At 68.1% G+C, this 24,513-nt stretch carries 22 protein-coding genes and 1 tRNA gene; 11 read left to right on the plus strand and 12 right to left on the minus strand.

Going from position 1 to position 24,513, the window contains the following annotated elements:
- Positions 1-51: 51 nt before the first annotated feature.
- Complete coding sequence (locus AB0K08_RS09815; protein WP_363353851.1) at positions 52-2,481, plus strand: bifunctional (p)ppGpp synthetase/guanosine-3',5'-bis(diphosphate) 3'-pyrophosphohydrolase; 2,430 nt, start codon at positions 52-54, stop codon at positions 2,479-2,481.
- Here the strand turns inward: AB0K08_RS09815 and AB0K08_RS09820 are convergent.
- Positions 2,478-3,086, minus strand: coding sequence for a hypothetical protein (locus tag AB0K08_RS09820; protein ID WP_363353853.1), 609 nt, complete (start codon positions 3,084-3,086; stop codon positions 2,478-2,480). The two genes, AB0K08_RS09815 and AB0K08_RS09820, sit on opposite strands and share 4 nt — an antisense overlap.
- An 84-nt stretch (positions 3,087-3,170) precedes the next feature.
- Positions 3,171-4,820 carry a DUF349 domain-containing protein gene (locus tag AB0K08_RS09825; protein ID WP_363353855.1) on the minus strand — a complete coding sequence of 550 codons (1,650 nt, stop codon included), beginning with the start codon at positions 4,818-4,820 and terminating at the stop codon, positions 3,171-3,173.
- A 147-nt stretch (positions 4,821-4,967) separates the two neighbouring features.
- On the opposite strand from AB0K08_RS09825, the gene hisS reads away from it, so the two are divergent.
- Positions 4,968-6,332, plus strand: a complete 1,365-nt coding sequence (gene hisS, locus AB0K08_RS09830; protein ID WP_363353857.1) for a histidine--tRNA ligase — start codon at positions 4,968-4,970, stop codon at positions 6,330-6,332.
- 19 nt (positions 6,333-6,351) lie between these two features.
- Here the strand turns inward: hisS and AB0K08_RS09835 are convergent, their stop codons facing one another.
- Both AB0K08_RS09835 and AB0K08_RS09840 read right to left on the minus strand, forming a co-directional pair.
- Positions 6,352-6,516 carry a hypothetical protein gene (locus AB0K08_RS09835; protein WP_363353859.1) on the minus strand — a complete coding sequence of 55 codons (165 nt, stop codon included), beginning with the start codon at positions 6,514-6,516 and terminating at the stop codon, positions 6,352-6,354.
- Positions 6,517-6,560: 44 nt separating this feature from the next.
- Positions 6,561-7,175, minus strand: coding sequence for a recombinase family protein (locus tag AB0K08_RS09840; protein ID WP_363353861.1), 615 nt, complete (start codon positions 7,173-7,175; stop codon positions 6,561-6,563).
- 187 nt (positions 7,176-7,362) lie between these two features.
- On the opposite strand from AB0K08_RS09840, the gene AB0K08_RS09845 reads away from it, so the two are divergent.
- Positions 7,363-7,439 (plus strand) — tRNA-Met (locus tag AB0K08_RS09845).
- 227 nt (positions 7,440-7,666) lie between these two features.
- Here AB0K08_RS09845 and merA read toward each other — a convergent pair.
- Positions 7,667-9,100 (minus strand): mercury(II) reductase, encoded by a 1,434-nt coding sequence (gene merA, locus AB0K08_RS09850; protein WP_363353863.1) that lies wholly within the window; start codon positions 9,098-9,100, stop codon positions 7,667-7,669.
- Positions 9,101-9,209: 109 nt separating this feature from the next.
- Between merA and AB0K08_RS09855 the strand changes: the two genes are divergently transcribed.
- Positions 9,210-9,599 carry a heavy metal-responsive transcriptional regulator gene (locus AB0K08_RS09855; protein ID WP_115930598.1) on the plus strand — a complete coding sequence of 130 codons (390 nt, stop codon included), beginning with the start codon at positions 9,210-9,212 and terminating at the stop codon, positions 9,597-9,599.
- Between the two features lie 242 nt (positions 9,600-9,841).
- On the opposite strand, the gene AB0K08_RS09860 is transcribed toward AB0K08_RS09855, so the two are convergent.
- Together AB0K08_RS09860 and AB0K08_RS09865 are read right to left on the minus strand one after the other, a co-directional pair.
- Positions 9,842-10,684 carry a hypothetical protein gene (locus AB0K08_RS09860; protein ID WP_345354544.1) on the minus strand — a complete coding sequence of 281 codons (843 nt, stop codon included), beginning with the start codon at positions 10,682-10,684 and terminating at the stop codon, positions 9,842-9,844.
- 297 nt (positions 10,685-10,981) lie between these two features.
- Positions 10,982-12,046 carry a hypothetical protein gene (locus tag AB0K08_RS09865; RefSeq protein WP_363353866.1) on the minus strand — a complete coding sequence of 355 codons (1,065 nt, stop codon included), beginning with the start codon at positions 12,044-12,046 and terminating at the stop codon, positions 10,982-10,984.
- A 118-nt stretch (positions 12,047-12,164) separates the two neighbouring features.
- On the opposite strand from AB0K08_RS09865, the gene AB0K08_RS09870 reads away from it, so the two are divergent.
- Positions 12,165-13,307 (plus strand): calcium/sodium antiporter, encoded by a 1,143-nt coding sequence (locus AB0K08_RS09870; RefSeq protein WP_363353868.1) that lies wholly within the window; start codon positions 12,165-12,167, stop codon positions 13,305-13,307.
- A gap of 728 nt (positions 13,308-14,035) precedes the next feature.
- Here the strand turns inward: AB0K08_RS09870 and AB0K08_RS09875 are convergent.
- The gene (locus AB0K08_RS09875; protein ID WP_363353870.1) at positions 14,036-14,647 is read right to left on the minus strand and encodes a CueP family metal-binding protein; all 612 of its coding nucleotides are present in this window, start codon (positions 14,645-14,647) and stop codon (positions 14,036-14,038) included.
- A 161-nt stretch (positions 14,648-14,808) separates the two neighbouring features.
- Here AB0K08_RS09875 and AB0K08_RS09880 point away from each other — a divergent pair, with 161 nt between their 5' ends.
- The 5 genes from AB0K08_RS09880 to AB0K08_RS09900 all read left to right on the plus strand — a co-directional run bounded on the left by AB0K08_RS09880 (position 14,809) and on the right by AB0K08_RS09900 (position 20,079).
- A complete protein-coding gene (locus AB0K08_RS09880; RefSeq protein ID WP_363353872.1) occupies positions 14,809-15,516 on the plus strand; it encodes a response regulator transcription factor in 708 nt (235 codons plus the stop codon).
- Complete coding sequence (locus AB0K08_RS09885) at positions 15,513-16,637, plus strand: ATP-binding protein (RefSeq protein WP_363353874.1); 1,125 nt, start codon at positions 15,513-15,515, stop codon at positions 16,635-16,637. The genes AB0K08_RS09880 and AB0K08_RS09885 overlap by 4 nt, the downstream gene beginning before the upstream one ends.
- A gap of 98 nt (positions 16,638-16,735) precedes the next feature.
- Entirely contained in the window at positions 16,736-17,068 is a 333-nt protein-coding gene (locus AB0K08_RS09890) for a heavy-metal-associated domain-containing protein (protein WP_363353876.1), read from the plus strand.
- A gap of 258 nt (positions 17,069-17,326) precedes the next feature.
- Positions 17,327-19,351: a copper-translocating P-type ATPase gene (locus AB0K08_RS09895; RefSeq protein ID WP_363353989.1), complete on the plus strand. Its 2,025-nt coding sequence runs from the start codon at positions 17,327-17,329 to the stop codon at positions 19,349-19,351.
- 47 nt (positions 19,352-19,398) lie between these two features.
- Positions 19,399-20,079 (plus strand): DUF305 domain-containing protein, encoded by a 681-nt coding sequence (locus AB0K08_RS09900; protein ID WP_363353878.1) that lies wholly within the window; start codon positions 19,399-19,401, stop codon positions 20,077-20,079.
- Between the two features lie 165 nt (positions 20,080-20,244).
- Here AB0K08_RS09900 and AB0K08_RS09905 read toward each other — a convergent pair whose 3' ends face one another.
- Positions 20,245-20,916, minus strand: a complete 672-nt coding sequence (locus AB0K08_RS09905) for a DUF305 domain-containing protein (RefSeq protein WP_363353880.1) — start codon at positions 20,914-20,916, stop codon at positions 20,245-20,247.
- Between the two features lie 44 nt (positions 20,917-20,960).
- Positions 20,961-21,371, minus strand: coding sequence for a four-helix bundle copper-binding protein (locus tag AB0K08_RS09910; RefSeq protein ID WP_363353882.1), 411 nt, complete (start codon positions 21,369-21,371; stop codon positions 20,961-20,963).
- A gap of 450 nt (positions 21,372-21,821) precedes the next feature.
- Between AB0K08_RS09910 and AB0K08_RS09915 the strand changes: the two genes are divergently transcribed.
- Complete coding sequence (locus AB0K08_RS09915; protein WP_363353884.1) at positions 21,822-22,274, plus strand: C40 family peptidase; 453 nt, start codon at positions 21,822-21,824, stop codon at positions 22,272-22,274.
- A 317-nt stretch (positions 22,275-22,591) separates the two neighbouring features.
- Here the strand turns inward: AB0K08_RS09915 and AB0K08_RS09920 are convergent, their stop codons facing one another.
- Both AB0K08_RS09920 and AB0K08_RS09925 read right to left on the minus strand, forming a co-directional pair.
- The gene (locus AB0K08_RS09920) at positions 22,592-23,791 is read right to left on the minus strand and encodes an MFS transporter (RefSeq protein ID WP_363353886.1); all 1,200 of its coding nucleotides are present in this window, start codon (positions 23,789-23,791) and stop codon (positions 22,592-22,594) included.
- 44 nt (positions 23,792-23,835) lie between these two features.
- Positions 23,836-24,486: an arsenate reductase ArsC gene (locus AB0K08_RS09925; RefSeq protein WP_363353888.1), complete on the minus strand. Its 651-nt coding sequence runs from the start codon at positions 24,484-24,486 to the stop codon at positions 23,836-23,838.
- Positions 24,487-24,513 lie beyond the last annotated feature (27 nt).

Raw genomic sequence — 24,513 nt, forward strand, 5'->3', positions numbered from 1 at the left:
CCACTACCTCCCGTGCGGGTGGCAGGGCGAAGCGTGGGAAGGACGGCAACCATGGGTGAGGATCCCCGCGTGACGCGGACCTCTGACGCGGGTGCCGTCCCGGCGGCCAAGCCCAACCAGACCTACTCGTCCACGACGCCGGCCGCCTCGCCGCCGGCGGCCCCGGCACCTCCGCCGGCCGTCACCTCGGCCCGCACCCCCTCGGGGACCGCGATCGTCTCCCGACGCCCCCGGAGCCGGCTGGCCCGGCTGACCGGACGGGTCACCAACGACTACTCGCCGATCCTGGAACCGCTCGTCCGCACGCTGAAGGTCCGCCAGCCCAAGGACGCCCGGGAAGACCTCGACCTGATCATCCGGGCCTTCGAGGTCGCCGAGAAGGCGCATGCCGGGCAGAAGCGCAAGAGCGGCGACCCGTACATCACCCACCCCGTGGCCGTGGCCACCATCCTCGCCGAGCTGGGGATGACCGGGACCACCCTGGCCGGGGCCCTGCTGCATGACACGGTGGAGGACACGAGCTACTCCCTGGAGCAGCTGCGCCGTGACTTCGGGGACGAGGTGGCCCTGCTGGTGGACGGGGTCACCAAGCTGGACAAGGTGAAGTTTGGGGACGCCGCGCAGGCCGAGACCGTCCGCAAGATGGTGCTGGCCATGGCGGATGACGTGCGCGTGCTGGTGATCAAGCTCGCCGACCGGCTGCACAACGCCCGCACCTGGCGTTACGTGGCCCCCGAGTCCAGCGCGCGCAAGGCCAAGGAGACGCTGGAGATCTACGCGCCCCTGGCCCACCGGCTCGGCATGAACACCATCAAGTGGGAGCTGGAGGACCTGTCCTTCGCGGCGCTGTACCCCAAGGTGTACGCGGAGATCGTCCGGCTGGTGGGGGAGCGGACGCCCGAGCGCGAGAAGAACCTCGCCATGCTGCGTGGGCAGATTGAGAAGGACCTCAAGGAGGCCAAGGTGCGGGCCACGGTGACGGGCCGCCCGAAGCACTTCTACTCGATCTACCAGAAGATGATCGTCCGCGGTAAGGACTTCGACGAGATCCACGACCTCACGGGCGTGCGCGTGCTCGTGGACTCGGTCCGCGACTGCTATGGGGCCCTGGGCGTCCTGCACTCGAAGTGGAGCCCGCTGCCGGGCCGCTTCAAGGACTACATCGCCATGCCCAAGCTCAACATGTACCAGTCCCTGCACACCACCGTGATCGGGCCCGGGGGCAAGCCCGTGGAGATCCAGCTGCGCACCCACGAGATGCACCGCCGGGCCGAGTACGGCGTGGCCGCCCACTGGAAGTACAAGGACCAGGCCGGCCAGGGGGCCGCCGGGGCGGCGGACCAGACGCCCGGCTGGCTGCGTTCGGTGATGGACTGGCAGAAGGACACCACGGACCCGAACGAGTTCCTCGACTCGCTGCGGGCCGAGATCGACGCCGCAGAGGTCTTCGTGTTCACCCCCAAGGGCGAGGTCATGGCCCTGCCCGCCGGCTCCACCCCGGTGGACTTCGCCTATGCGGTCCACACCGAGGTGGGCCACCGGACCATCGGCGCGCGCGTGAACGGGAAGCTGGTGCCGCTGAACTCCGAGCTGCACCACGGGGACTGGGTGGAGATCTTCACCTCGAAGACCGAGAGCGCCGGCCCCAGCCAGGACTGGCTGGGCTTCGTCCGCAGCCCGAGGGCCCGCAACAAGATCCGGCACTGGTTCTCGAAGGAACGCCGCGAGGAGTCCATCGAGAAGGGCAAGGAGCAGCTCACGCGCCAGCTGCGCAAGATGAACCTGCCCCTGCAGCAGATGATGGGCCCGGACTCGCTGACCGCCGTGGCCACCGATCTGAACCTGCCGGACATCGCCACCCTGTACGCCTCGATCGGGGACAGCAATGTCTCGGTGCAGAACGTCATCGAGCACCTCGAACGGCTGCACGCGGCTCCGGAGGCGGACGACGGCTCGTTGGACACCGCGGCCATCCCGATCACCAGCATCGCCACCCCCACCCGGACCTCGGACTCCGGCGTGATGGTCCAGGGCTCCGCGGACGTCATGGCGAAGCTGGCCCGCTGCTGCACGCCCGTGCCCCCGGACGAGATCGTCGGCTTCGTCACCCGGGGCTCCGGCGTCTCCGTGCACCGGGCGGACTGCCGCAACATCGATCAGCTGAAGGCGGAGCCGGACCGGATGGTCGAGGTCTCCTGGGCCCCCACGCAGTCCTCCGTGTTCCTGGTGGAGATCCAGGTGGAGGCCCTGGACCGCAAGTCCCTGCTATCGGACGTGACACGGGTGCTGGCCGAGCACCACGTGAACATCCTCTCCGCCTCCGTGAACACCTCGCGGTCCCGCGTGGCCATCAGCAAGTTCGTGTTCGAGATGGGGGACCCGAAGTACCTCAGCCACGTGCTGTCCTCGGTCCGCCGCATCGACGGAGTCTATGACGTGTACCGGACGACGGGTCGGAGCACCGCCCCCTCGGACGGCTAGCCGGACAGCAGCCTCTCCAGTGCCCGGCGTGCACCGGCCATGCCGGGCCGTCTTCGGTTCCGCTCGAAGCGGTCCCGCAGGTGCCCCGCCGGGGTCAACGGCAGCAGCCGGGCCGCCGCCGCCAGGGCCGGGGCGGCCCGGGCGGGGTCCTCGGCACGGCGCAGCAGGTCCTCCACCGTCCGGGCCAGCCCGGTGCACGGCAGCCCCCAGAGGCGGATGACGTCAGAGGGTTCCTCCACCACGTCCGTCTGTTCCAGGTTCAACCGGACGGACAGCGGCTGCAGCGGGATCCGGTGATAGCGGTCCACCGCGGCCTCCAGCACCGAGGGGGCCGGGCCGCCGGCCAGGATCCACGCGGCCGTCAGGCCCATGACCGCCCAGCGTCCCGTCAGCACGGGGGCGGCCAGCCAGTGGACGGCGGCGGCGCGCACCCGCGCAGGGTCCGTCTCCGGTTCGGCCGAGAGGTGGTCGGCCGCCAGGTGCAGGTCCCCGATCACGTGGACCACCAGCCCGGCGATCTCCATGCCGCGCAGCTCCGGCGCGGAGTAGGGCAGCCCGGGCACCAGGAACTCCACGGCGGCTTCGGTCGGTGCGGCTTCGGTCACCGTCCCAGCGTGGCAGAGACGGCTGTGGCCCGGCACCCGGCCGGGCCACAACTGTGGATAACCCCTGGTGGACAGCTCCTGCGGTCAGCGCAGTCCCTGGGCCGACTTCTGCAGCGTCTCGAGCCACATCTTGCGGGCCTCCAGAGCCTCCTGGGCCTTGGCGATGGCCTTGGAGTCGCCCTTCGCCCGGGCCTTGTCCAGATCGTCCTGAAGCTCCGCGACCTTGTCCTCGAGTTGTGTCAGCGCGGAGTTCGTCCGGGCCTTCGTCTCGGGGTTGGTCTTGCGCCAGTGGTCGTCCTCGGCGGACTTCAAGCCGTCCTCCAGCTTGCGGAAGGCCGATTCCATGCGGGAGACGTCCTTGCGCGGCACCCGGCCGGCATCCTCCCAGCGTCCGCGGAGGTCGTTGAGGACCTTGCGGGCCGCCTTGACGTCCTGCACGGGCAGCATCTTCTGCCCCTCGGCCAGGATCTGCTCCTTGACCTTGAGGTTCTCGCCGTACTCCCGGTCGATCTCCTCGTTCTGGGACTTCCGGGCGTTGAAGAACACGTCCTGGGCGGCCCGGAAGCGGGCCCAGAGGGCGTCGTCCTCCTTGCGGGAGGCACGCGGGGCGGCCTTCCACTCGTCCATCAGGTCCCGGTAGGCGCCAGCGGTCGGTCCCCAGTCCGTGGACGTGGACAGTGCCTCGGCGCGGGCGATCAGCTTCTCCTTGGCCTGCTTGGCCGTCGCGTTGGTGGCGTCCAGCTGGGAGAAGAAGGCGCGGCGGTGCTTGTCATGCGTGGTGCGGGCGGTGCGGAAGCGCTTCCACAGCCCGTCCTCCACCGACTTGCCCAGCCGCGGGCCGGCCTTCTGGGCGGCCTTCCAGTTCTCGAAGAGCTCGGCCATGCGGGCGCTGGCGTGCTTCCACTGGACCTGCTGCGGGTCCTTGGCCGCCATCTGCTCCGCCTCGGCCACGATCGCCTCGCGGGTGGCCAACTGCTCGGCCTGGGCCTTCTCCAGGGCCAGCCTCTCGGCCACCTTCAGGTCGTCCAACCGGGTCTGCAGGGCCTCGACGCGGGCGCGCAGGGCCGGCATGTCACCGACCATGCCGCGTTCACCGATGGTCTGGCGCAGGTGGCCCAGGGTCTTCTGGATCTCACCGGCCGGGGCGCCGGTGGCCACGCGCTGCTCGAGCAGCATGACCTGGGAGACCACCTCGTCGTACTTGCGGGAGAAGTACGCCAGGGCCTCGTCCGAGGTGCCGTCCGGGAACTGCCCCACCGGGTGTTCCTCGCCGCCGTCGAGCAACAGCACATGGCCGTCGTCGCTGATCTTGGCGAACCTGGCGGCCTCCTCGGGAGGGGTGGTGTAGCTCGGTGCCGGCATCGGGGCGGCGGGTGCCGCGGGGGAGCCCTTGCCGGGCTTGCCGGCAGGCGCGCCGCCCGGGCGGGGCAGGTTGGAGGGCTTCGGAGCCTTGCCCGGTTTGGGCGCCTGGCCGGGCTTCGGCGAGGCAGGTGCCGGGGCCGCTGCGGGCGCCTCGGCTGCGGCGGGCGCGGTGGCCGGCTCTGCTTCTGGTTCAGCGTCCGGGGTCGGCTCGGCTGTGGGTGCCTCTGCGGACTCGACGGACTCGACGGAGGCCAGGACGTCCTCGGTCTCGAGCGTGGCCGGAGTCTCGGCCGGTGGTGTCTCGACGGGCTCTACGGGCGAAGCCTCGGTCTGGGTGGACTGCTGATCGTCGGATTCTTGACTGGTGGTCACCGCTGGAACCTTCTGCTGGTGCCCTGCACCGGCGCGCGGCCGCAGGGATTCGTGGATTCGGTCCTCTCCAGCGTACCGGCTGGACCTAGAATGGGGAGCCGAAAGTCCCGCAACTGCCTCCCAACCAACCTCAACAGAAGGTGGCCCATGTCCCGCAAGGCATCCCTGTCCGGTTTCCACGAGTGGCTTCCCGCCGAGCGGATCGTGGAGCACCACGTGCTGGACACCCTGCGGACCACCTTTGAGCTGCATGGTTTCTCCTCGATCGAGACCCGGGCCGTGGAGACCCTCGGCCAGCTCCTGCGCAAGGGCGAGATCGACAAGGAGGTCTACGCCGTCTCCCGCCTCCAGGCCGATGCCGGTCAGGACGGCGGCAAGGCCCAGGACGCCTCTGACCCGAACCGGCTGGCCCTGCACTTCGACCTGACCGTGCCCTTCGCCCGCTATGTGGTGGAGAACGCCGGTCACCTGAACTTCCCGTTCCGCCGCTACCAGATCCAGAAGGTCTGGCGGGGGGAGCGGCCACAGGAGGGCCGGGCCCGGGAGTTCACCCAGGCGGACATCGACGTGGTGGGGGACGGGGCCCTGCCCTTCCGCTATGACGTGGACGTGGCGCTGGTGATGGCGGAGGCCCTCGGCGCCCTGCCCATCGGTGACTTCACCATCCGCATCAACAACCGCAAGCTCGCCGAGGGCTTCTACCTGGGGCTCGGGCTGCAGGACACGGCCGGGGTGCTGCGCAACATCGACAAGCTGGAGAAGATCGGGGCCGCCGAGGTCTCCCGGCTGCTGCAGGCCGAGCTCGGGGCCACCGAGGAGCAGGCTGCGCAGGCCCTCGCCCTGGCGTCGATCCGCACGGAGGACACCTCGTTCGTGCAGCAGGTGCGCGCCCTGGGGGTGAGCCACGCGCTCCTGGACGAGGGGCTCGAGGAGCTGGCCGCCGTCGTCGGGGAACTGCACCGCCGTGCACCCGGGCGCGCCGTCGCGGACCTGTCCATCGCCCGCGGGCTCGACTACTACACCGGTACCGTCTACGAGACCGTGCTCACCGGGCACGAGCAGCTGGGCTCCATCTGCTCCGGCGGCCGCTACGACGCCCTCGCCGCCAAGGGCAACCGAACGTTCCCGGGCGTGGGACTGTCCATCGGCGTGACGCGGCTGATGATGCGGATGTTCTCCCAACAGATGGCGGAGGCCTCCCGCTCGGTGCCCACCGCGGTGTACGTGGCCCTGACGCACGACGACGACTGGTCGGCCGCGCAGGACACGGCCGGTGCGCTACGCTCCCGCGGCATCCCCACCGAGGTGGCCGTCTCTGCCGAGAAGTTCGGCAAGCAGATCAAGTACGCGGACAAGCGGGGGATCCCCTTCGTCTGGTTCACCCGGACCGACGACGACGGCCGGGCCGTCCACGAGGTCAAGGACATCCGCTCGGGTGAACAGGCCGAGGCCGACCCGGCGACCTGGATGCCGCCGGAGACGGACCTGCGGGCCCGCGTCCTGGAGAACTGAACACCCCCCGGTCCGGTGGTCAGCGTCTGGTCTCGTACCGGGTCAGGAGGACGCCGTCGGCCGGCGTGCCGCCGCCCATCAGGACCGAGTGGGTGACCAGGCGGGCGTCACAGTCGAGGTCATCCCCGGGCGCAGCGACGAAGCCATCCAGACTCAGGTTCATGGCGAAGGTCATCGTCCGCATGGTGTCATTTTTCTGTTGGAGGGACGGTTGATGGCTGCGAGGTCTCAAGATCGCGATGCGGTTTCAGCGGAGTCGGCACCGATTGCTATTCGTTGCCGTTCGATGGCGCGGTAGACCGTCGAACGGCCGACGCCGAAGAGTTCGGCGACCTCAAGAGTGGAGTACTCGCCACTGTGGATCAGGGAGACCAGATGCGCCTCTTGGCGGTGGTTGAGCTTGGGTTGCTTACCCCGCAGACGCCCCCTGGCCTTGGCGACCTTCATGCCCTCGCGGGTGCGCAGCCGGATCAGATCAGACTCGAACTCTGCGACCATGGCCAGGACGTTGAAGAGCAGTCGCCCGACCGCGTCGGTGGGGTCGTAGACCGATCCGCCCAACGACAGGCTGATCTGCCGGGCCGTCAGCTGGTCGGCGATCGCCCGGGCATCGGGAAGAGACCTGGCGAGGCGATCGAGCTTTGTCACCACCAAGGTGTCACCCGCGCGGCAGGCGGCAAGCGCCTCGCGCAGCCCGGGCCGTTCGCGGTTGGAACCGGTGAGGCCGTGGTCCACGTAAATCCGTTCTGGCTCGACGCCAAGGGCGAGCAGAGCGTCACGTTGGGCGGTCAGGTCTTGCTGGTCTGTTGAACAGCGGGCATATCCGATGTGCAGGGCGCTCACGACGCACCTCCAGGGGGATCGGCTTGGCCGAGCCTGGGTGGCTGGGCTCAAGCGCCGAGCAACGCTCGGCACTGCCACCAAGCGCTTCCGCCACCGAATTTTCAAGGTCCAACGGCCCGGCCTGCCGAGGTCGGGTAGAGACGTGGTTGGGACGCCGGTGCCAAACCTGTAGGATGGACTGTCCCGACGCGGGGTGGAGCAGTTCGGTAGCTCGCCGGGCTCATAACCCGGAGGTCGCAAGTTCAAATCTTGCCCCCGCAACCACGAAGAACCCGGTCCCCATGGGGCCGGGTTCTTTTCACTTCGCCATCGGATCTCCGGCATCCGAAGCGTGAGCCCCTGCCGGTCGTCAAGGCCACCTCTGTACGTGTATCCCTGGAACTTCGGCTGACTTATGGACCGGGCTACCGGGTCTACTACGCACAACAACCCGGCCCCCATCCCGTAGAAGGATCCCCTTACGACGCAGCGTCGGCGCCCCGGGGGCTGGGTTAGGCGCAGCAGGACAGCTGGGAGGGGTCGGTGGTGAAGGCCTGGCAGGCGAGCTTGATGCCCTCGGCCATGGTCAGGTAGGGCGCCCACATTCCGGCGACGTGCTGGTAGGTCTGTCCGGCGTCGAGGAGGAAGACTCCGGCGGCGGCGAGTTCGCCGGCGTCCTGGGCCAGGGCGGTGAGGCCGAGGATGCGACCGGTGTCGTCGTCGATGACGACCTTGATAAACCCGCGGGTGTCGCGGTTGACCAGGGCCCGGGGCACGTACTGAAGGGGCAGCACCCGACAGTTACAGCGGTAGCCGGCCGCCACGGCCTGGTGCTCGGTGAGCCCGGCCGCGCCGATGGCCGGGCTGGTGAACGTCACCCGGGGCAGGTGGGAGTAGTCCACGGTGCGCCCGGCGCCGGTGAAGGCGTTCTCGACGGCCATCGCCCCGTGCTGAGCGGCGACGTAGACGAACTCGGGGTGGCCGGTGACGTCCCCGGCGGCCCAGATCCGCGGGGTGGACGTGGCCAGGAAGTCATCGACCAGGATCTGCCCACCGGCCCCGGTGGCGACCTGGACCGCGTCCAGGTTCAGGGTCTCGGTGACCGGGCGCCGGCCCAGGGCCACCAGCACCCGCTGGGCGCGGTACCGGGCGGTACCGCCGGCCACGGTCGCGGCGGCGGTGACCTCACCAGTGGCCTCGTCCTGGATGAGGGCGGTGATCTGGGCGCGGCGGATCACCGTGATGCCCTCCTCGGCGAGGACCTCGCCCAGGATCTGGTCGACCTCGGGTTCCTCGGCCGAGGCCAGGCGGGAGCGGACCAGCATGGTCACCGCCGAGCCGAGCCGGGCGAAGAGCTGGGCCAGCTCCAGGGCGACGTACCCGCCGCCGAGCACCAGCAGGGACTCGGGCACCTCGGGGAGGTCCATCGCGGTGGTGGAGGTCAGGTAGTCGACCCGGTCCAGCCCCGGGAGGTCGGGGACCCAGGGTTGGGCGCCGGTGGCGATCAGGTAGTGCTCGGCTTCGATCAGCGCGGTATCCCCGTCGGGGCCGGTGACCTGCAGCACCGGGGCGTCCGGGGTGCCGGCGAAGGAGGCCTCTCCGGGCCGGATGGGCCAGTCGTAGGAGGCAGCGAGGTCGACGTACTTGTCCGACCGCAGGCCCTCCACGAGGGACTGCTTCGCCTGGATCAGTGCCGGCATGTCCACCGGGCCAGCGGTGGTGCTGATGCCGGGGAACCGGCCGGGCGCGTCGGCGGCCCCGTGCCGGGCCGCGGCCGCGGCGATCAGCGCCTTGGACGGCACACAGCCGATGTTCACGCAGGTCCCCCCGACCGTGCTCCGTTCGATCATCACCACCGACTTGCCCAGGTTCCGGGCCCGGATCGCGGCCGAGAACGCCGCCCCACCGGAACCGATCACCGCCAGGTCCACCCGCTCACCTCTCACCGCTACCTCCATCACTTGGCGAAACATCATCCTGAGCACCAGAATGGACCTTCCAGTACAGGGGAAGGTCAAGGCAGGCTTGCCAGTCACCCCGGGAAGTGAGGTGGCCATGAGGATCGGGGAACTCGCCGCCGCGGCGGGCACCAGCACCAAGACGCTGCGGTTCTACGAAGACCAGGGCCTGCTCCCGGCCCCAGACCGGACGCCGGCGGGCTACCGCGACTACCGCCCCGACGTGTTGTCCCGACTGGACTTCATCCGCCGGGGACAGGCCGCCGGGCTCACTCTGGCCCAGGTCAAGCAGGTCCTGGACATCCGCGATGACGGGCAGGCGCCCTGCGCGCACGTGCGTGACCTGCTCGATGAGCGCCTAGCGGAGATCGAGTACCAACTGCGCAGCCTGACCGTCCTGCGCGACACCCTCACCGAGCTACGCGAGGCGGCCATCCCCGTCCGGCCGGACACCTGCGGCCCGGACCAGGTCTGCCGCTACGTCTGAGCCGTGCCGCGACCACCGGTGCCGAGCCAGGAGCAGGTGGCGACCAGGCACAGTCCGGCGTGGTAGCTGCCGACGGTCTTGTCCGAGGGCATCGCGATCCGGCACCACTGCTTGAGGCGGTTGAATCACCGCTCCACGACATTGCGGCCGCGACAGCGAGCCTGCTGCCGCTCGCCGAAGTCGATCGGTCGGCCCGGCTTGCTCCGGCGGTGCGCGATCTGGTCGTCGCGTTCAGGGAACGTCTAATTGGACGCTGACGATGTGGTTCGCAACTCCCACATGCGCCATGCCTCATTGAGGAGGAACCAGGCCGTCGCCATTTGTTGGACGACCATGTCTTTCGCGGTGCCGAAAAATGCCACGCGTCCCTCATCACCTCGGCTATGCCCTTGCGGGCGGTGCATGTTCATCAACAGGCGGCCATGAGCGGAGCCACTACCGAGCCTCCATTCCATCTCCGTAGCCAGCTGGAGCAGGGCAGCATCCTCGCCGCTATGGACGACTTTCGCAGCTTCTTTGATGAGGTCAGTGTCTTTCAACTTCAGGTTCGACCTGGACACGCCACGCGCTTTGAGTAGCGTCTCCACGCGCTCAATTCCTTCCTGAGGCCAATCCAAGAAGTCACTGTCCGGAGTCACGATGCCCTCCATCTCAGCCACAGCCGGGTGACCGGCCGTGGCGCCTCGAAAGTAGAGCGCCTGCAGGTATTCCTCCCGAGCAATGCGCAACCCGTAGTTGATGCGCTGCTCGCGTTTACGGGTACATAGCAGCAACGCCGCCTGCGACGATCCGATCAAGGCCCCCCGCAGCACGGTGAAGGTGGCCGCTGGCAGAATCGGTCGGTCGTGTTCCAACTGGTGATCCACCAGCGCTACGCATCCGTCTAAGTGCTCCACGCCGACGGTCAATCCCCACCAGGCGAGCTGGCTGCACGGCATTTCAGGGTGAACCTGATCATCCGCCGATAGAGACGAGCCGGGTGCGACATTGTCAGGAAACTTCACCCGTTCGCGCCAGTGTCCCAATGCCTCCCGGATCTTGGCTAGGCGTTCTTCCCACTCTTCGCTTGATGGTCTGTCGCTCACTTAAGCCAACCTAGCGGGGCGCCCACGTCCGTTTGGCGTAAGGGGATCCCCATCCGGGCCCGAACCGTCGCCCAGATGACCCTCGGCAGCACCTCTGAACTGCCGCCGTAGGCCGTTCGCTCATCGGGACCACGATGTGACACTCGGAGAGCACGCGAAGTTCTTCACTGCCTCGGCGGTGAGGAACGCCTTGCGGTGCGTTTATGGATTCGGTCTGATCCAGTAGTTCCAAAGCCTAGGGAGGGAATTGGGAGTCGCTCCCAGCTCACAGTTTCAAGTCGAGGATCTCAATTGGCGTTAACTCGTGCCATCTTGCGGTTCTTCGTCAGCATCGGTGCATTCCACGACGGGAGTGAACTGCACGCCTCGACTCATGGCCTCGTGGTACCGCTCCCAAACAACGCTCATCAGACGCGTATGAGCGTCATCCCAGGACGCGGCGGTTAAACGTTCGCGGTTGGACAGCCCGCTGTCCCCGAGGTCGATCTGAGGCGGCAGCCCGTTCGGCATTTGCAGGCCGGTCAGCAACACGGGAACAACGACTTGGCTCACATGCCGCCGCATTGCGCTGAGGTCATTGACGGGATTGACCCAGGCAGCAAAGGGAGCTGGCCGCTCGATCATCAGTGCCGTGTTGGTTTCCAGAATGGAGACCTGGCCCCAGGGCGCTGGGGGCCCCATCGGGTCGCCCACCTTCAGTTCCTGGTGGTAGAGATTCTGCTCGGCCAGAGGTATTCGGTCCGTGGAGCTAAAGGTTCTGGCTGCGGCGACCCGGATGGCGCGGTGCTTATCCTCGTTCGAATACGCCTGCAAGAGACGGAGAGGCTGTGCGTATTCAACCTTGTGACCCACTATTGCGGCCAGGGTCTCGCTCATCGACGGCACATCGCTCTGCAGATCGACATACGGCTGGAGTATCCGCAGGCGGCGGCCCAGCGGGGCGTCGGGACCAAAGACTGTGATCTCCTCTTTCACCCTCCGCTTCGTCCACTTGTCGAAGGCCTCTAGGGACTCGTGGATCGGCATGTTGACCAAGGTTGCTTTGAAGCCGCTCAGCTGGCCGTGTTCCCGCTCCACGAGATACCAGATGACGTTGTCGATCGCGGCCCGGAGATGATTCACGGCCTCGCTGAATAACAGCGCCACGACTGGAGGGACCGGTTTCACCGATTTCAGGAAGGTCTGCACCTCATCCCCTCGGCGTACCTGTTCAAAGCCCAAAGGGCCATCTGAGGACCACTTGGACGCCACGGCTCCGATGTCGAAGGAGCATTCGTCAGCCCTTGCCAACCGCAGGGCGACGCTTTCCAACTCCTGGGGAAGCCAGCTGAAATTATCCATCGGTGCATTCGGGGTGGCCATGACTGTCAACGTACCGTCCAGAGGACTTCGGCTCCCTTTGGGGATCCTCATGCGGGTGCTCAACCGGGTCGATGGAGTGCTCATCGCGACTCGGGTTGTGATCCGTAGACTCCTACTTATGGACTTTCTAGACCTGGGGCGGATCATTGTCGGGTTGGTGCTGCTGGTGCTGGGCGGGGAGGTACTGGTGCGAGGGGCCTCCGCCTTGGCTCGTCGAGCGGGGGTTTCCTCCCTGGTGGTTGGGCTCACCGTGGTCTCGGCGGCCACGTCGGCGCCCGAGCTTTCGGTGAGTATCGGTGCGGTCCTGCGCGACGAACCCGGACTGGCGGTGGGCAATGTGGTCGGCAGCAACATTGCTAACGTCTTGCTCATTCTCGGCCTCTCCGCTCTAGTTCTGCCGCTGGCCGCGACACAACGGTTGGTGCGCTTTGATCTCCCCCTGATGCTTTCTCTGTCCGCGGCGCTGCTGCTGGTCTGCCTCGACGGGGTGATCAGCGCGGTAGACGGGCTAATCCTGTTCGGTGCCGTGGTCGCTCACACCGTGCTGACCGTCACCATCGGCCGCAGAAGGACACAGTCCAAGGCCCCTGTTATGCAGCTGGCTGAGGGTTCCCCGGGTATCGGCACCTCCGCCCATGCCCAGAAACTGCCTGTGGCCTCGAGCGGAAAGTCGATTCTGCTCGTGGTGTTCGGAGTTGCTCTCCTGGTAACCGGGGCCACGCTCCTCGTCGAGGGCGCGGTGAACACGGCCACCACGCTCGGGGTGAGCAGCCTAGTGGTCGGTTTAACCGTCGTGGCCATCGGCACATCTCTGCCTGAGCTGGCGACTTCCCTCATCGCCGTGCGCCGTGGCGAACGTGACTTGGCGATTGGCAACGTGGTCGGCAGCAACATCTTCAACATCGGAGTCGTGCTCGGGTTGCCAGCCATGATCTCCCTCGAGGGCATTCCCGTATCCAGCGCCGCCCTGGCCTTCGATATCCCGGTAATGTTGGCGGCCGCGATCGCCTTGCTGCCCGTAGCCTTCACCGGCTTCACGGTGGCGCGATGGGAAGGCGCCCTGTTCGTAGCCCTGTATCTGGTTTACCTCGGGTATCTCATCCTGGCTGCCACCGCACACGACGCACTGGAAGGATTTACCGCCGTGATGGCATGGTTTGTCCTCCCATTGATCACAGTGACGCTGATCGCCTTCACCGCATACGAAATCGGGCTGCGTAAGGGCAGACAAGGCAGCGGCACAACCCCCCGTCCGTCCTGACCACGAGCCGCTGACTAGATCAACCCGGGCCTGTCAATACCGCGCGCCCCCCCAGGCACCAGATAGTCGCCCCCCCCGATCAGCGCCAGACCCAGTGTCTAGTGGCCACCTGCATGGACACCCGGCCTGTAATTCAGATGACGTCACGAGGTGGCCTGAGTATTGGATCAGAGGAATCAACTCTGCAAGCCTCCCCAGCACACTGGCCGGCCATCACCTGCACCCCAACACCGTCATAGAGCGGCTGCGCGACCTGGGCGTCAACCCCTCAGCGCCCGCCACCGAGCCATCGGTGAGCTCGTCCTCGAATGCCCGCCCTCGCTCGTTGCCGAGGTCCTCGGCTACAGCACGCAGGTGGCTTTCCTCCACGCGAGCAAGGCTGCTGAGCCATGGGCCCGATGTGCCGGCCGATCCGTCAGGTCGCCCTGAGCGTCCCGAAAGACGATCCCCTTACGAACACCGCACCGTTGCCCATATGACCCTCGGCAGCGCTTACGAACTGCTGCTGCCGTCCCCTTACGGACAGTCCCAGCGTCGACAAGGTGGCATCTCGTGCGTGCGAATTCTGGCATCCGCCGTCTGATGCTGCCGATCAGCAGTGAGTATCAAGGCAGGTGTGTCTCACCGGGCATAGGGAGTCAACAACGGCCCTCGAATGGCTGTGCGCAAGCTGTAGCTTTTCAAAGCCTTTTAGCGTTGGGGGCTGGCTTGCGTGGATGTCCGGGGGTTCAGGCCAGATGCAGGGTGGTGAGGCAGGTGGGTCCGTCCGGGCCGGAGTCGAAGGGTGTGCTGGCCGTTGTATCGGCGGCGGTGATGGTGACGGTGCCCGTGTGGTCGCGGGGGATCCAGAAGCCGATGAAGCCGTTGGCGCCGGTGGTGGCACCCTCGTCAAGGAGGATCTTGCCGGCATCGGTGGTCACGGTGACGTGGATGGGGGTGTCGGTGAGTTCTCCCTGGCACCCTCCGAGGTTGTGGTAGTAGCACTCGTGTGTCTGGGTGCGATAGGGCGCCATGGACAGGTAGAACTGCCCGCCGGTCAGAGGGACGGTGACCTGGTCGGAGTCGTCGGCGAAGACGACCTGGTCGTATCCGACGGAACCGGTGAGGGTCAGGGGGCGCGGCTTGGATACCCGGTCCAGGGCGGCGACGGCATCTTCGGCGGTGGAGGCCTCGATACCGTGGGCGGCGAGCAGTCGCCGGGCCTTCGGATCGAGGGCGTCGGCGGTGGCTGTGCCGACGCTGCCGGTGTCCGGGATCGTGGGCGAGCAGGCGACCAGGACGGTTGAGCCCAACAGGCCGAGGCCTCCGCCGATGATGGTTCTGCGGGACAGTGAGGTCACGGGTTCCTTTCCGCCTCGCGACACACGGCGAGGATCGACTCTCCATTCTCCCCCGGAGCGTCGGCGTACCCGGGGTGGTTGGTTTGAAGGTTTGACGAAGATTCCCCTGGCGCGGGCCGGCGTCGGGGTGTCGGCCGGGATGGTGGGGAGACACTGGAGGCATGGATCCTGGCACTGATTCCACCCTCTCGGCCGGCAGGGTGCTGATCGTGGACGACGAGAAGCCGCTGGCGGCGATGGTGGCGACCTATCTGGCCCGGGCCGGCTACGACGCGACGGTCGCCCACACCGGTCCCGACGCCCTGGAAGCAACCCGCGGCCATGACCCCGATGTGGTGATCCTGGACTTGGGACTGCCCGGGCTGGACGGAATCGAGGTCTGCCGCCGACTGCGGGCCTTCTCCCAGTGCTATGTGCTGATGCTCACCGCCCGCGGGGACGAGGAGGACAAACTGGCCGGGCTAGGGGCCGGGGCCGATGACTACATCACCAAACCCTTCAGCGTGCGCGAACTGGTCGCCCGGGTCGCCGCGGTGTTGCGCCGACCGCGTACCGCCGTATACCCGGTCGAGCCTGCCCGGGTGTTCGGGGACCTGGTCGTGGACCTGGCCGCGCACGAGGCTCGAGTAGGCGGGTTGCCGGTGGGGCTGACGCGCACCGAGTTCGACCTGCTGGCGGCCCTGTCCGCCCGTCCGCAGCAGGTGATGACCCGCCGCCAGCTCATCGACACCGTGTGGGACCCAGCCTGGGTCGGGGACGAGCGGCTCGTGGACGTGCACATCGGGAACCTGCGCCGCAAGCTCAACGACGACCCGGGACACCATATCGACACCGTCCGCGGGGTCGGCTACCGGATGGTGGCCCGGTGAGCCGGCGGCACGGCCACGGCTTGGCCTCACGCTTCCTGGCCGCTCAGCTGCTGGTGGTGGCCGTCAGCCTGCTGGCCGCGCTGGCGGTGGCGGTGGTGGCCGGACCGCCGATCTTCCATACCCATCTGCTCATGGCCGGGCGCAGCGAGGGCTCGGCCGCGCTGCTACACGCAGAGCAGGCCTACCGAGACGCCAACCTCATCGTTCTGGCGGTGGCCTTGGGTACCGCCCTGGTGTGCGCGCTGCTGATCAGCACCTGGTGCGCCCGGCGCATCCGTCGTCCCTTGGGCCGGCTGAGCTCCGCGGCCCTGGCCATGGCCGGCGGCAGCTACGACACCCGGGTCCCGCCCCTGGAGGCAGGTACCGAAATGGATGCAGTAGCCGGGGCCTTCAACACCATGGCCTCCCGGCTCCAGCGCACCGAGACCACCCGCCGGCGGATGCTCTCGGACCTGGCCCACGAGCTGCGCACCCCCGTCTCTGTGCTCACCGTCTACGTCGACGCCCTCCAGGACGGGGTCACCTCCTGGGACGGGCCCACCGCGGAGCTGATGTCCGGACAGCTGCGACGCCTAGGCCGGCTGGTGGAGGACATCGGCGACGTCTCCCGCGCCCAGGAAGGGCACCTCACCCTGGATCGCACCGAGCTGGCCGTGGACGAACTGCTGGAGGAGGTGGCCGAGGCCCACCGCGGGGCCTTCACCGCCAAGGGCATCACTCTGGAGGTGGACGCCGGGGACTGTGGCGGGTCTGTGGAGGTGGACCGTCAACGCATGGGCCAGGTGCTGGGCAACCTGCTCACCAACGCCCTACGCCACACCCCGCCCGGCGGCACCGTCACCTTGCACGCCACCTCCCACCGCCCCGGGCGCCTGGCCCTGATGGTCGCCGACACCGGCGAGGGCATCGGCGCCGAACACCTGCCGCAGATCTTCGAACGCTTCTACCGCGGCGACACCGCCCGCGACCGCGACCACGGTGGCTCCGGCATCGGCCTGGCCATCGCCCGCGCTCTGGTCGAGGCCCACGGCGGAACCCTCAGCGCCGTATCCGGATCGGGCCGAGGCGCGGTCTTCACTATCGACCTCCCCCGCCCACAGACACACACCGCCGGAGGATGACCCACGCTCTTGCCATATACCCCCTAGGGGTATATACCAAGAAGAGAAGGGCTGCACCGATTCCTGCCGCACCCCACGATCAGCCGAGGAGAACACCCATGGAGAACACAACCCGCACCCCGCTGCCAGTGGCCACCACCGGCTGCGCCTGCTGCACCCCCGCACCCGACTCCGGCGCCGGCGCAGGGCAAGAGGCCCCGGCAGCTGGGAAGCCCAGCCCGGACGGGGCCTCGACGTACCGGGTGGAGGGCATGACCTGCGGACACTGCGTCGCCTCGGTCATGGAGGAGGTCTCCGCACTGGACGGGGCGACCGCGGTGGAGGTCGAGCTGGTCGCCGGTGGCGTCTCCACCGTCACCGTGACCGGCCCGGCGAGCTCTGACACCGTCCGCACGGCCATCGAAGAGGCCGGCTACACCCCCGCCGCCTGACCCCCCCACCGGAACACCTGGCCCCGCGTGAGGGGCCCATGCGGAAGGAACAGCATGAACACCCCCGACCACGACCACCCAGACCACCGGCGCGCCGGCCCCGGGCCACACACCGACCACGGCCAGCACACCAAGCATGGCCATCACGTGGATGAGGACACGCACGGTCAGGCCATGCCGCACGAGCATGCCCACTCGGCGGTGGACGAGGAGCACCAGGTCCATCACCACGGGGAGCACGCCGGGCATTCGGTGGCGATGTTCAAGAACCGGTTCTGGCTCTCGCTGGTGCTGTCGATCCCGGTGGTGGTCTTCAGCCACATGGTCGCGGACCTGCTCGGCTACCGGGTCCCCGAGTTCCCGGGCTCTGAGTGGATCGCCCCGGTGCTGGGCACCGTGATCTACTTCTACGGCGGCATGCCCTTCCTCAAGGGCGGGCTCACGGAACTGCGCTCCCATCAGCCCGGGATGATGCTGCTGATCGCGATGGCCATCACGGTGGCGTTCGTGGCCTCCTGGATCACGTCCCTGGGTCTCGGCGGATTCATGCTGGACTTCTGGTGGGAACTGGCCCTGCTGGTGGTCATCATGCTGTTGGGCCACTGGATGGAGATGCGCGCCCTGGGCGCGGCCTCCTCCGCCTTGGACGCCCTGGCCGCCCTGCTGCCCGACGAGGCCGAGAAAGTCACCGAGGACGGCACCACCGTGACCGTGTCGATCGGTGAGCTGGTGGTCGGGGACACGGTCCTGGTCCGGTCCGGGGCCCGCGTACCCGCGGACGGGACCCTGATCGAGGGCACCGCGGAGTTCGACGAATCGATGATCACTGGCGAGTCCAAGGCAGTCTCCCGCGGCGTCGGGGACACGGTGGTGGCTGGGACCGTGGCCACCGACAACACCGTGCGGGTGGCCATCGAGGCGACCGGGACCGACACCGCCCTGGCCGGCATCCAACGGATGGTCGCCGACGCCCAGGAATCCTCCTCCCGCGCCCAAGCCTTGGCCGACCGGGCCGCCGCGCTGCTGTTCTGGTTCGCCCTCGGGGCGGCCGTCATCACCGCCATCGTCTGGGTGGTGATCGGCCAGCCGGATGACGCCGTCACCCGCACCGTCACCGTGCTGGTCATCGCCTGTCCCCATGCCCTGGGCCTGGCGATCCCGCTGGTGATCGCGATCTCCACCGAACGCGCCGCCCAGGCCGGGGTGCTCATCAAGGACCGGCTGGCCTTGGAGCGGATGCGCACCATCGACGTGGTCCTGTTCGACAAGACCGGCACCCTGACCGAGGGCGCCCACGTCCTCACCGGCACAGCACCGGCCCCGGGCACCTCCGAGGCACAGCTTCTGGCCTATGCCGCCGCGGCCGAGGCCGACAGCGAACACCCCGTGGCCCGCGCCATCGTCACCGCCGCCACCGACCACCCCGAGGCCGCCGGGCTGGGCCTGCGCGGCACCGGATTCCAGTCCGCCACCGGTCGCGGGGTGAAAGCCACCGTCAACGGGTCCGAGGTCCGCGTGGGCGGGCCGAACATGCTCCGCGAACTCGCCCTGGACACCCCCGAGGCCCTCACCGCCGACACCAGGGCCTGGACCGACCGGGGGGCAGGGGTGCTGCACGTGGTCCGCGACCGTGCCGTCATCGGGACCCTCGCCGTGGAGGACCAGGTCCGCCCCGAATCCCGAGCCGCCGTGGCCGCCCTGCACGACCGCGGGGTGAAAGTCGCGATGATCACCGGCGACGCCCGCCAGGTCGCCCAAGCCGTGGGCGCGGACCTCGGGATCGACGAGATCTTCGCCGAAGTCCTGCCGCAGGACAAGGACTCCAAGGTCACCGAGCTGCAGTCCCGCGGGCTGCGCGTGGCCATGGTCGGCGACGGTGTCAACGACGCCCCCGCTCTGGCCCGCGCCGAAGTCGGCATCGCGATCGGGGCCGGCACCGACGTGGCCATGGAATCGGCCGGCGTCGTGCTGGCCGGCAATGATCCACGCGCTGTGCTGTCCATGATCGAGCTCTCCCGGACCAGTTACACCAAGATGATCCAGAACCTCATCTGGGCCACCGGCTACAACCTGGTCTCCGTGCCCCTGGCCGCCGGCGTGCTCGCCCCCATCGGGTTCGTGCTCTCCCCGGCCGTCGGAGCGGTGCTGATGTCCGCCTCCACCATCGTCGTTGCCCTCAACGCTCAACTGCTACGTCGGATCGACCTGGATCCTGCCCGGCTGGCCCCGGCCAGTGGCCCACGGCCGCACACCGCACCCCAGCCCGCAACGGCCACCAGCTGACCGCGGGCCCGGACCCCCTGTCGAAACTCCCACCGGAAGGAACCATTTTGAAACGAAATACCACCACCCTGGCCGCCCTGGCCCTGGCCTCGGCCCTGACGCTGACTGCGTGCGGCACCGGCGCCGAGGACAACGGCGCCGGCTCCGAGTCTGCCCCGGCCACCAGCTCGGCTGCTGCCACTTCGGCGGCCACGGAGACCGCGACCCCGTCCGCCCCGGCCACCGGCTCGGCCGAGGAGATCCCGGCCGAGGAGATCTCGGCCGAGCACAACGACGCGGACGTGATGTTCGCCCAGATGATGCTCCCCCACCACGAGCAGGCCGTTCAAATGAGCGAGATGCTGCTGGCCAAGGACGACATCCCGGCCGAGGTCACAGACTTCGCCCAGCAGGTCATTGATGCCCAGGGTCCGGAGATCGAGCGCATGAACGCCATGCTCGCCGCTTGGGACGCGGAACCCATGGCAGATATGGAGGGCATGGACCACGGTGGAATGTCCGGGATGATGTCCGATCAAGACCTGGCCGACCTCGAGGCGGCCCAGGACACCGAAGCCGCCCGGCTCTACTTGGAGCAGATGACCGCCCACCACGAGGGTGCTGTCGACATGGCCCAAGACGAGGTCGACAACGGTCAAAACCCTCAGGCTGTGGCACTGGCAGAACAGGTCATCGACGCCCAGGAAGCCGAGATCACTGAAATGGAGCAGATGCTCGAAAGTCTCTGACGGGATCCACCGCCCCGTCTCGATCAGCTCTGCCGCTCCGCTGCTGCGCTGAAAGGACCCACACGGCTCCATCCACCCTGGCGGATAGCACCGTGTGGGTCCTGGCGCATCGGTTGAACGTCCATCGGGATCCCGACAGTGCTCGGGGTGCGCCCTGGGGATCCGTCAGTCGGTGGGGCACTGGCGTTCGGCCGGCTCTTCGTAGTCAGGCACGGCCCGTGCTTGCGCCTGTTCGGGGGTCGTGGCGATGCCGTTGTCCTGGATGTCCTGGATCAGCCAGTCCATCTCGAAGATCTCCCTCCGCTGGGCCTGACTGATCTCCACGGCAAGCTCGCACACCCGAACGTCCTCGATGCCAGCACGCTCGGACCTCGTGATGGCCAGCGAGTGGTGCGGGATCATCGCGCGCATGAAGTCGCTGTCGTCCACGGTCGCCTGACTGCGATCCAGGGCGATGCCACCGCCAAGGAGCAATACGCTGACCGCCACCACAGCAATATTGGCCTTCGGGTTCCGGTACATGTTCAGCATCCAGGCCAGCATCACCAGGCCCATGGCCCCGCCCATGGTCAGGGCCATGAACAACCGGCTCTCGCTCCAGCGCACGTGGGACCATTCCCAGGAACCGGCGAACATCGTCCAATACATGACCACCATGCCGGTCAGGATCATCGCGGCGAACCGCAGGTACATCGTCAGGGAGCGGTGCGGCGCCTGATGACCACCGCCGTGATCACCACCCTGGTCACTGCGGTGTTCTGTCTTTGACACGCGGGTTCTCCTTCTGCGGGGATGCTCTTGCACGAGTGCGCCAGTCAGGTCCAGCACGTGTTCCACGCTGCTGACTCTGACCGGCGTTCCGGCATCGGACAGGGTTGTGCTCAGCCCATGGAGGCGAGCAACTCGGCGCACGCCTGCTCGCAGCGCCGGCAGGCCTCGGCGCACACCTTGCAGTGCTCGTGCATGTCGGCGTGCTTCTCGCACTCCTCGGCGCACGCCTTGCAGGCGGTGCGGCAGGCCTCAAGCAGCGCCCGGGTGGTCTCGGCGTTGTTGCCGGTCTGGCGGGACAGCACCCGGCCGGTGGTTTCACAGATGTCGGCGCAATCCAGGTTGAACCGGATGCACTGGCGCAGTTCGGCGACCATGTCCTCGGCCAGACAGGCGTCGGCGCAGGCCGTACAGGTCTGGGCGCACTCGAAACAGGCCTCGATGCACTCGGCCAGCTTCTGCCGATCGATGTTCCCCAGGTCCTTCGGGTAGGTATCCAGCATCGAGCTCACGTGATGGGTCATGTCGTACTCCTTCATCGGTCCGATCTAGGAAGACGAACTGGTTGGAACCGGCCCGCCACACCATCGACCGTAAGCCGCCCGTCCGGCCCGGATGAAGTGTTGGTGTTTGAAGATTCCATGAAGATCCCGCTTGACGGAGGACGCTGTCGCGAACGCTCGGAGGCGAGAACGGGCCCGAGAATCCGGCACTTTCAGTCTTATCCCACCCACCGTGCCCGCATCGAGGCTGAAGCCCAGGCCCGCCGTTCTCACCGCCGTCGTTCCCTCACCATGGGCGCGGTCGGCCTGGCCACCGTGGTGGGGGCCACGGTAGCCGGCATGGGCCCCGCCGCGGCCAACGAGAGCGCCTATTCCGCGCCCAGCGGCTCCACTGCCAATGCCTGGACATGGGAGGCCGGTGACCCAACCGAGACACCCCGCTCATCCGGTGCCCATACACACTCCGCGACCGTGGCTGATCAGGCCGTGGACATCCAACGGACTTCCTACACCACCGCTTCCTCCAGCTCTTCCTCCAGCAGCAACGGTTGGGGAGGATCCGTGCAGTGGGCCACGGCCAAGGCCGCCGATCCAGGCGTCGGATACGTCTGGTGCGGTAATGGCCCCACCGGCTACGACTGCTCCGGCTTCACCCAGAACGCCTTCGCCCAGGCCGGCATCGAGCTGCCCCGGAACTCCAAGGCCCAGTACGCGGCCGCCAGCCAGTACGTCTCCCTCGACAACCTGCAGGTCGGCGACCTGGTCTTCTGGTCCAACAATGGCTCAGCCTCCGGGATCTACCACGTGGCTATGTACATCGGCGACGGCCAGATCGCCCACGCCCGCAACCCCCAAATGGGCGTGGCCGTGACAGACGCCGACTACAGCCCCTGGAACATGATGGGCACCGACGCCCGCTACTAAGCGGCACACCACCACCCCGGGACGGCCCCCCGCAAGACGAAAGCCTCGGGGCCGTTCGATCTCAGGAGACCTCAGCCACCGTGCCCACCCCGACGTCCTGCTGACCGATCCCCTTTCGGGCGCGAAGGGGCGCCCATATACCCCTCGATGGGCCCCTTCGAACGGGTGCCGGGAGTCGTTCGCTTAATGAGATGCCCGGATTGTTCACTGGATGCGAAAGTCGGGGCAGAACATGTTGCATAAGGAATGGGCACAGTTCGCCGGACTGATCGCCCTGGGGTTCTCGAATGCGGAGTCGCGCTTCTGGTGGGCGACGGCTAGGAACGGACGGCGAGCAGGACGACGGCGGTGAGGACCAGGGCCATCGTGACAGCCATTGCCGGGTAGCTCCCGAGCAGGCTGGCCAGGGCGGGTCCGGCGACGGGGGCCAGTGCGCCGACGGCGGTCATGGGGGCGGTGAAGACGGCGTTGATGGCGGCGAAGTGCGTCGTTCCCCAGCGGTCGGAGACCGCGGTGGCCTGCAGCAGGGTGTGGCAGCCGCGGGCCGCGCCGACGAGGACGGCCACGGTGATGAGCAGCCAGGCTGGTCCGGGCAGCAGGGCCAGGGCCCACAGACCGGCCGCTCCGGCGCCGAGGATGGCCATTGTGCGGACCCGGGGTGTCGTGGTGCGGTCCAGGGCCGCGTAGCCGAGGCGGCCGATGACCTGTCCCGCGCCGACCAGGCCCAGGGCCAAGGCGGCGGTGGCGTAGTCCATGCCCCGTTCGAGCAGGAGCGGGATGAGGTTGATGGTCACGGCGAAGAACGCCAGGGTGGCCAGGGCCATGGTGATCTGCAGGGTGATGAACCGCGGTGTGCGGGTCACCGACCGGATATCGTCCGCGGCATCCGAGGCGGGCTGCGCCGAGGGGGCGTCCGACCAGGTGCGGTTGAGGAACAGGGCGTGCAGGGGCAGGGTGAGCGCGGCGAGGATGCCGGCCAGGACCAGGTAGCTGGTGCGCCAGCCGAGGTAGTCGATGAGCCAGGCGGTGAGCGGGGCGAAAATCGTCGAAGCGAGCCCGGCGATCAGGGTCAGGGTGGTCAACGGGCGCACGCGGTGGGGTCCGTACCAGCGGGTGATGACCGCGAAGGCCGGCGGGTAGAGCACCGCGGACTGGGCGATCCCGGCCAGCAGCCAGGCGGCGAAGAACATGGGCAAGGTCGGGGCCCAGGCCACCAGGGCCAGGGCGAGCACGCCCAGGAGGGCACCGGCGGTCATCACGCGGCGCGGACCGCGGGCGTCGAGGATCCGGCCGACCCGGATCCCGGCAACCGCAGAGACGATCAGGCCAGCGGAGAAGGCACCGGTGATCGCGGTGTGGCTCCAGCCGGTGTCCGCGGCGATCGGGGCCAGGGCCACCGGCAGCGAGTAGTACAGCAACCCCCAGCTGGTGGTCACCGCGATGCACAGCGCCACCAGTCCCCCGCGAGGACGGTCGGCGGTGGGCCGATCGGTGGTCGTGGCGGTGGCGGCCATCATCCTCCCTGTGATCCATGCGGACCCGCCGCCCGCAAGCCTCCGATTCAGTCCTGGAGCTGGGCCCAGAGGTCTCGGACGCGGGCGTCGATGTCCGCCACGATCTCACGGACCCGTTCCAGGGTCTGTTCGACGGGGTCGGTGATCTCCCAGTCCAGGTACCGCTTGCCGGGGTAGACGGGGCAGGCGTCCCCGCAGCCCATGGTGATGACGTAATCCGCGGCACGGACGACGTCGTCGGTGAGCGGTTTCGGGTAGGCCCCGGTCAGGTCGATGCCCCGTTCTCGGAGAGCCTCGGCGACGAGGGGATGTACCTCTGGTCCGGGCAGGGACCCGGCGGAGCGGACCTCCACCTTCTCCCCGGCGTGGTGGGCGAGCAGGGCCGCGGCGATCTGGGAGCGGCCGATGTTGTGCACGCACACGAAGAGCACCTGCGGCACCGGGGAGGCGATCCTGCCCTCGGCCTGGGCCAGGGCCCGCAGCCGGTTGTCCGCGAAGTGCGTGGCGGTGGAGGCCAGGTAGGTGCGGACCTTCGCGGTTCGCGAGAGACTCGCGTAGGACTCGAAGACGTAGCGTTCCACCGTCTCGGGGGAGAACACGCCGGCGTACTTGGCGGCCAGGTGTTCGGCGTTGCGTTGCAGGACGTGGGTGTCCAGGGTGGTCGGTTCGGTGCTCAGATGGGTGCTCGGCTCGGACATGGCGATTCCTCAGGACGGGATGCTCAA

This window comes from Citricoccus sp. NPDC055426, from assembly GCF_040677445.1.
Classification (GTDB): domain Bacteria; phylum Actinomycetota; class Actinomycetes; order Actinomycetales; family Micrococcaceae; genus Citricoccus.

Bases quoted from the DNA above. Each gene is read 5' to 3' on its own strand.
- AB0K08_RS09815 (WP_363353851.1), top strand. From the start codon at position 52: ATGGGTGAGGATCCCCGCGTGACGCGGACCTCTGACGCGGGTGCCGTC.
- hisS (WP_363353857.1), top strand. From the start codon at position 4,968: ATGTCCCGCAAGGCATCCCTGTCCGGTTTCCACGAGTGGCTTCCCGCC.
- AB0K08_RS09835 (WP_363353859.1), bottom strand. From the start codon at position 6,516: ATGCGGACGATGACCTTCGCCATGAACCTGAGTCTGGATGGCTTCGTC.
- AB0K08_RS09855 (WP_115930598.1), top strand. From the start codon at position 9,210: ATGAGGATCGGGGAACTCGCCGCCGCGGCGGGCACCAGCACCAAGACG.
- AB0K08_RS09865 (WP_363353866.1), bottom strand. From the start codon at position 12,046: ATGGCCACCCCGAATGCACCGATGGATAATTTCAGCTGGCTTCCCCAG.
- AB0K08_RS09870 (WP_363353868.1), top strand. From the start codon at position 12,165: ATGGACTTTCTAGACCTGGGGCGGATCATTGTCGGGTTGGTGCTGCTG.
- AB0K08_RS09880 (WP_363353872.1), top strand. From the start codon at position 14,809: ATGGATCCTGGCACTGATTCCACCCTCTCGGCCGGCAGGGTGCTGATC.
- AB0K08_RS09890 (WP_363353876.1), top strand. From the start codon at position 16,736: ATGGAGAACACAACCCGCACCCCGCTGCCAGTGGCCACCACCGGCTGC.
- AB0K08_RS09895 (WP_363353989.1), top strand. From the start codon at position 17,327: ATGTTCAAGAACCGGTTCTGGCTCTCGCTGGTGCTGTCGATCCCGGTG.
- AB0K08_RS09910 (WP_363353882.1), bottom strand. From the start codon at position 21,371: ATGACCCATCACGTGAGCTCGATGCTGGATACCTACCCGAAGGACCTG.
- AB0K08_RS09920 (WP_363353886.1), bottom strand. From the start codon at position 23,791: ATGATGGCCGCCACCGCCACGACCACCGATCGGCCCACCGCCGACCGT.
- AB0K08_RS09925 (WP_363353888.1), bottom strand. From the start codon at position 24,486: ATGTCCGAGCCGAGCACCCATCTGAGCACCGAACCGACCACCCTGGAC.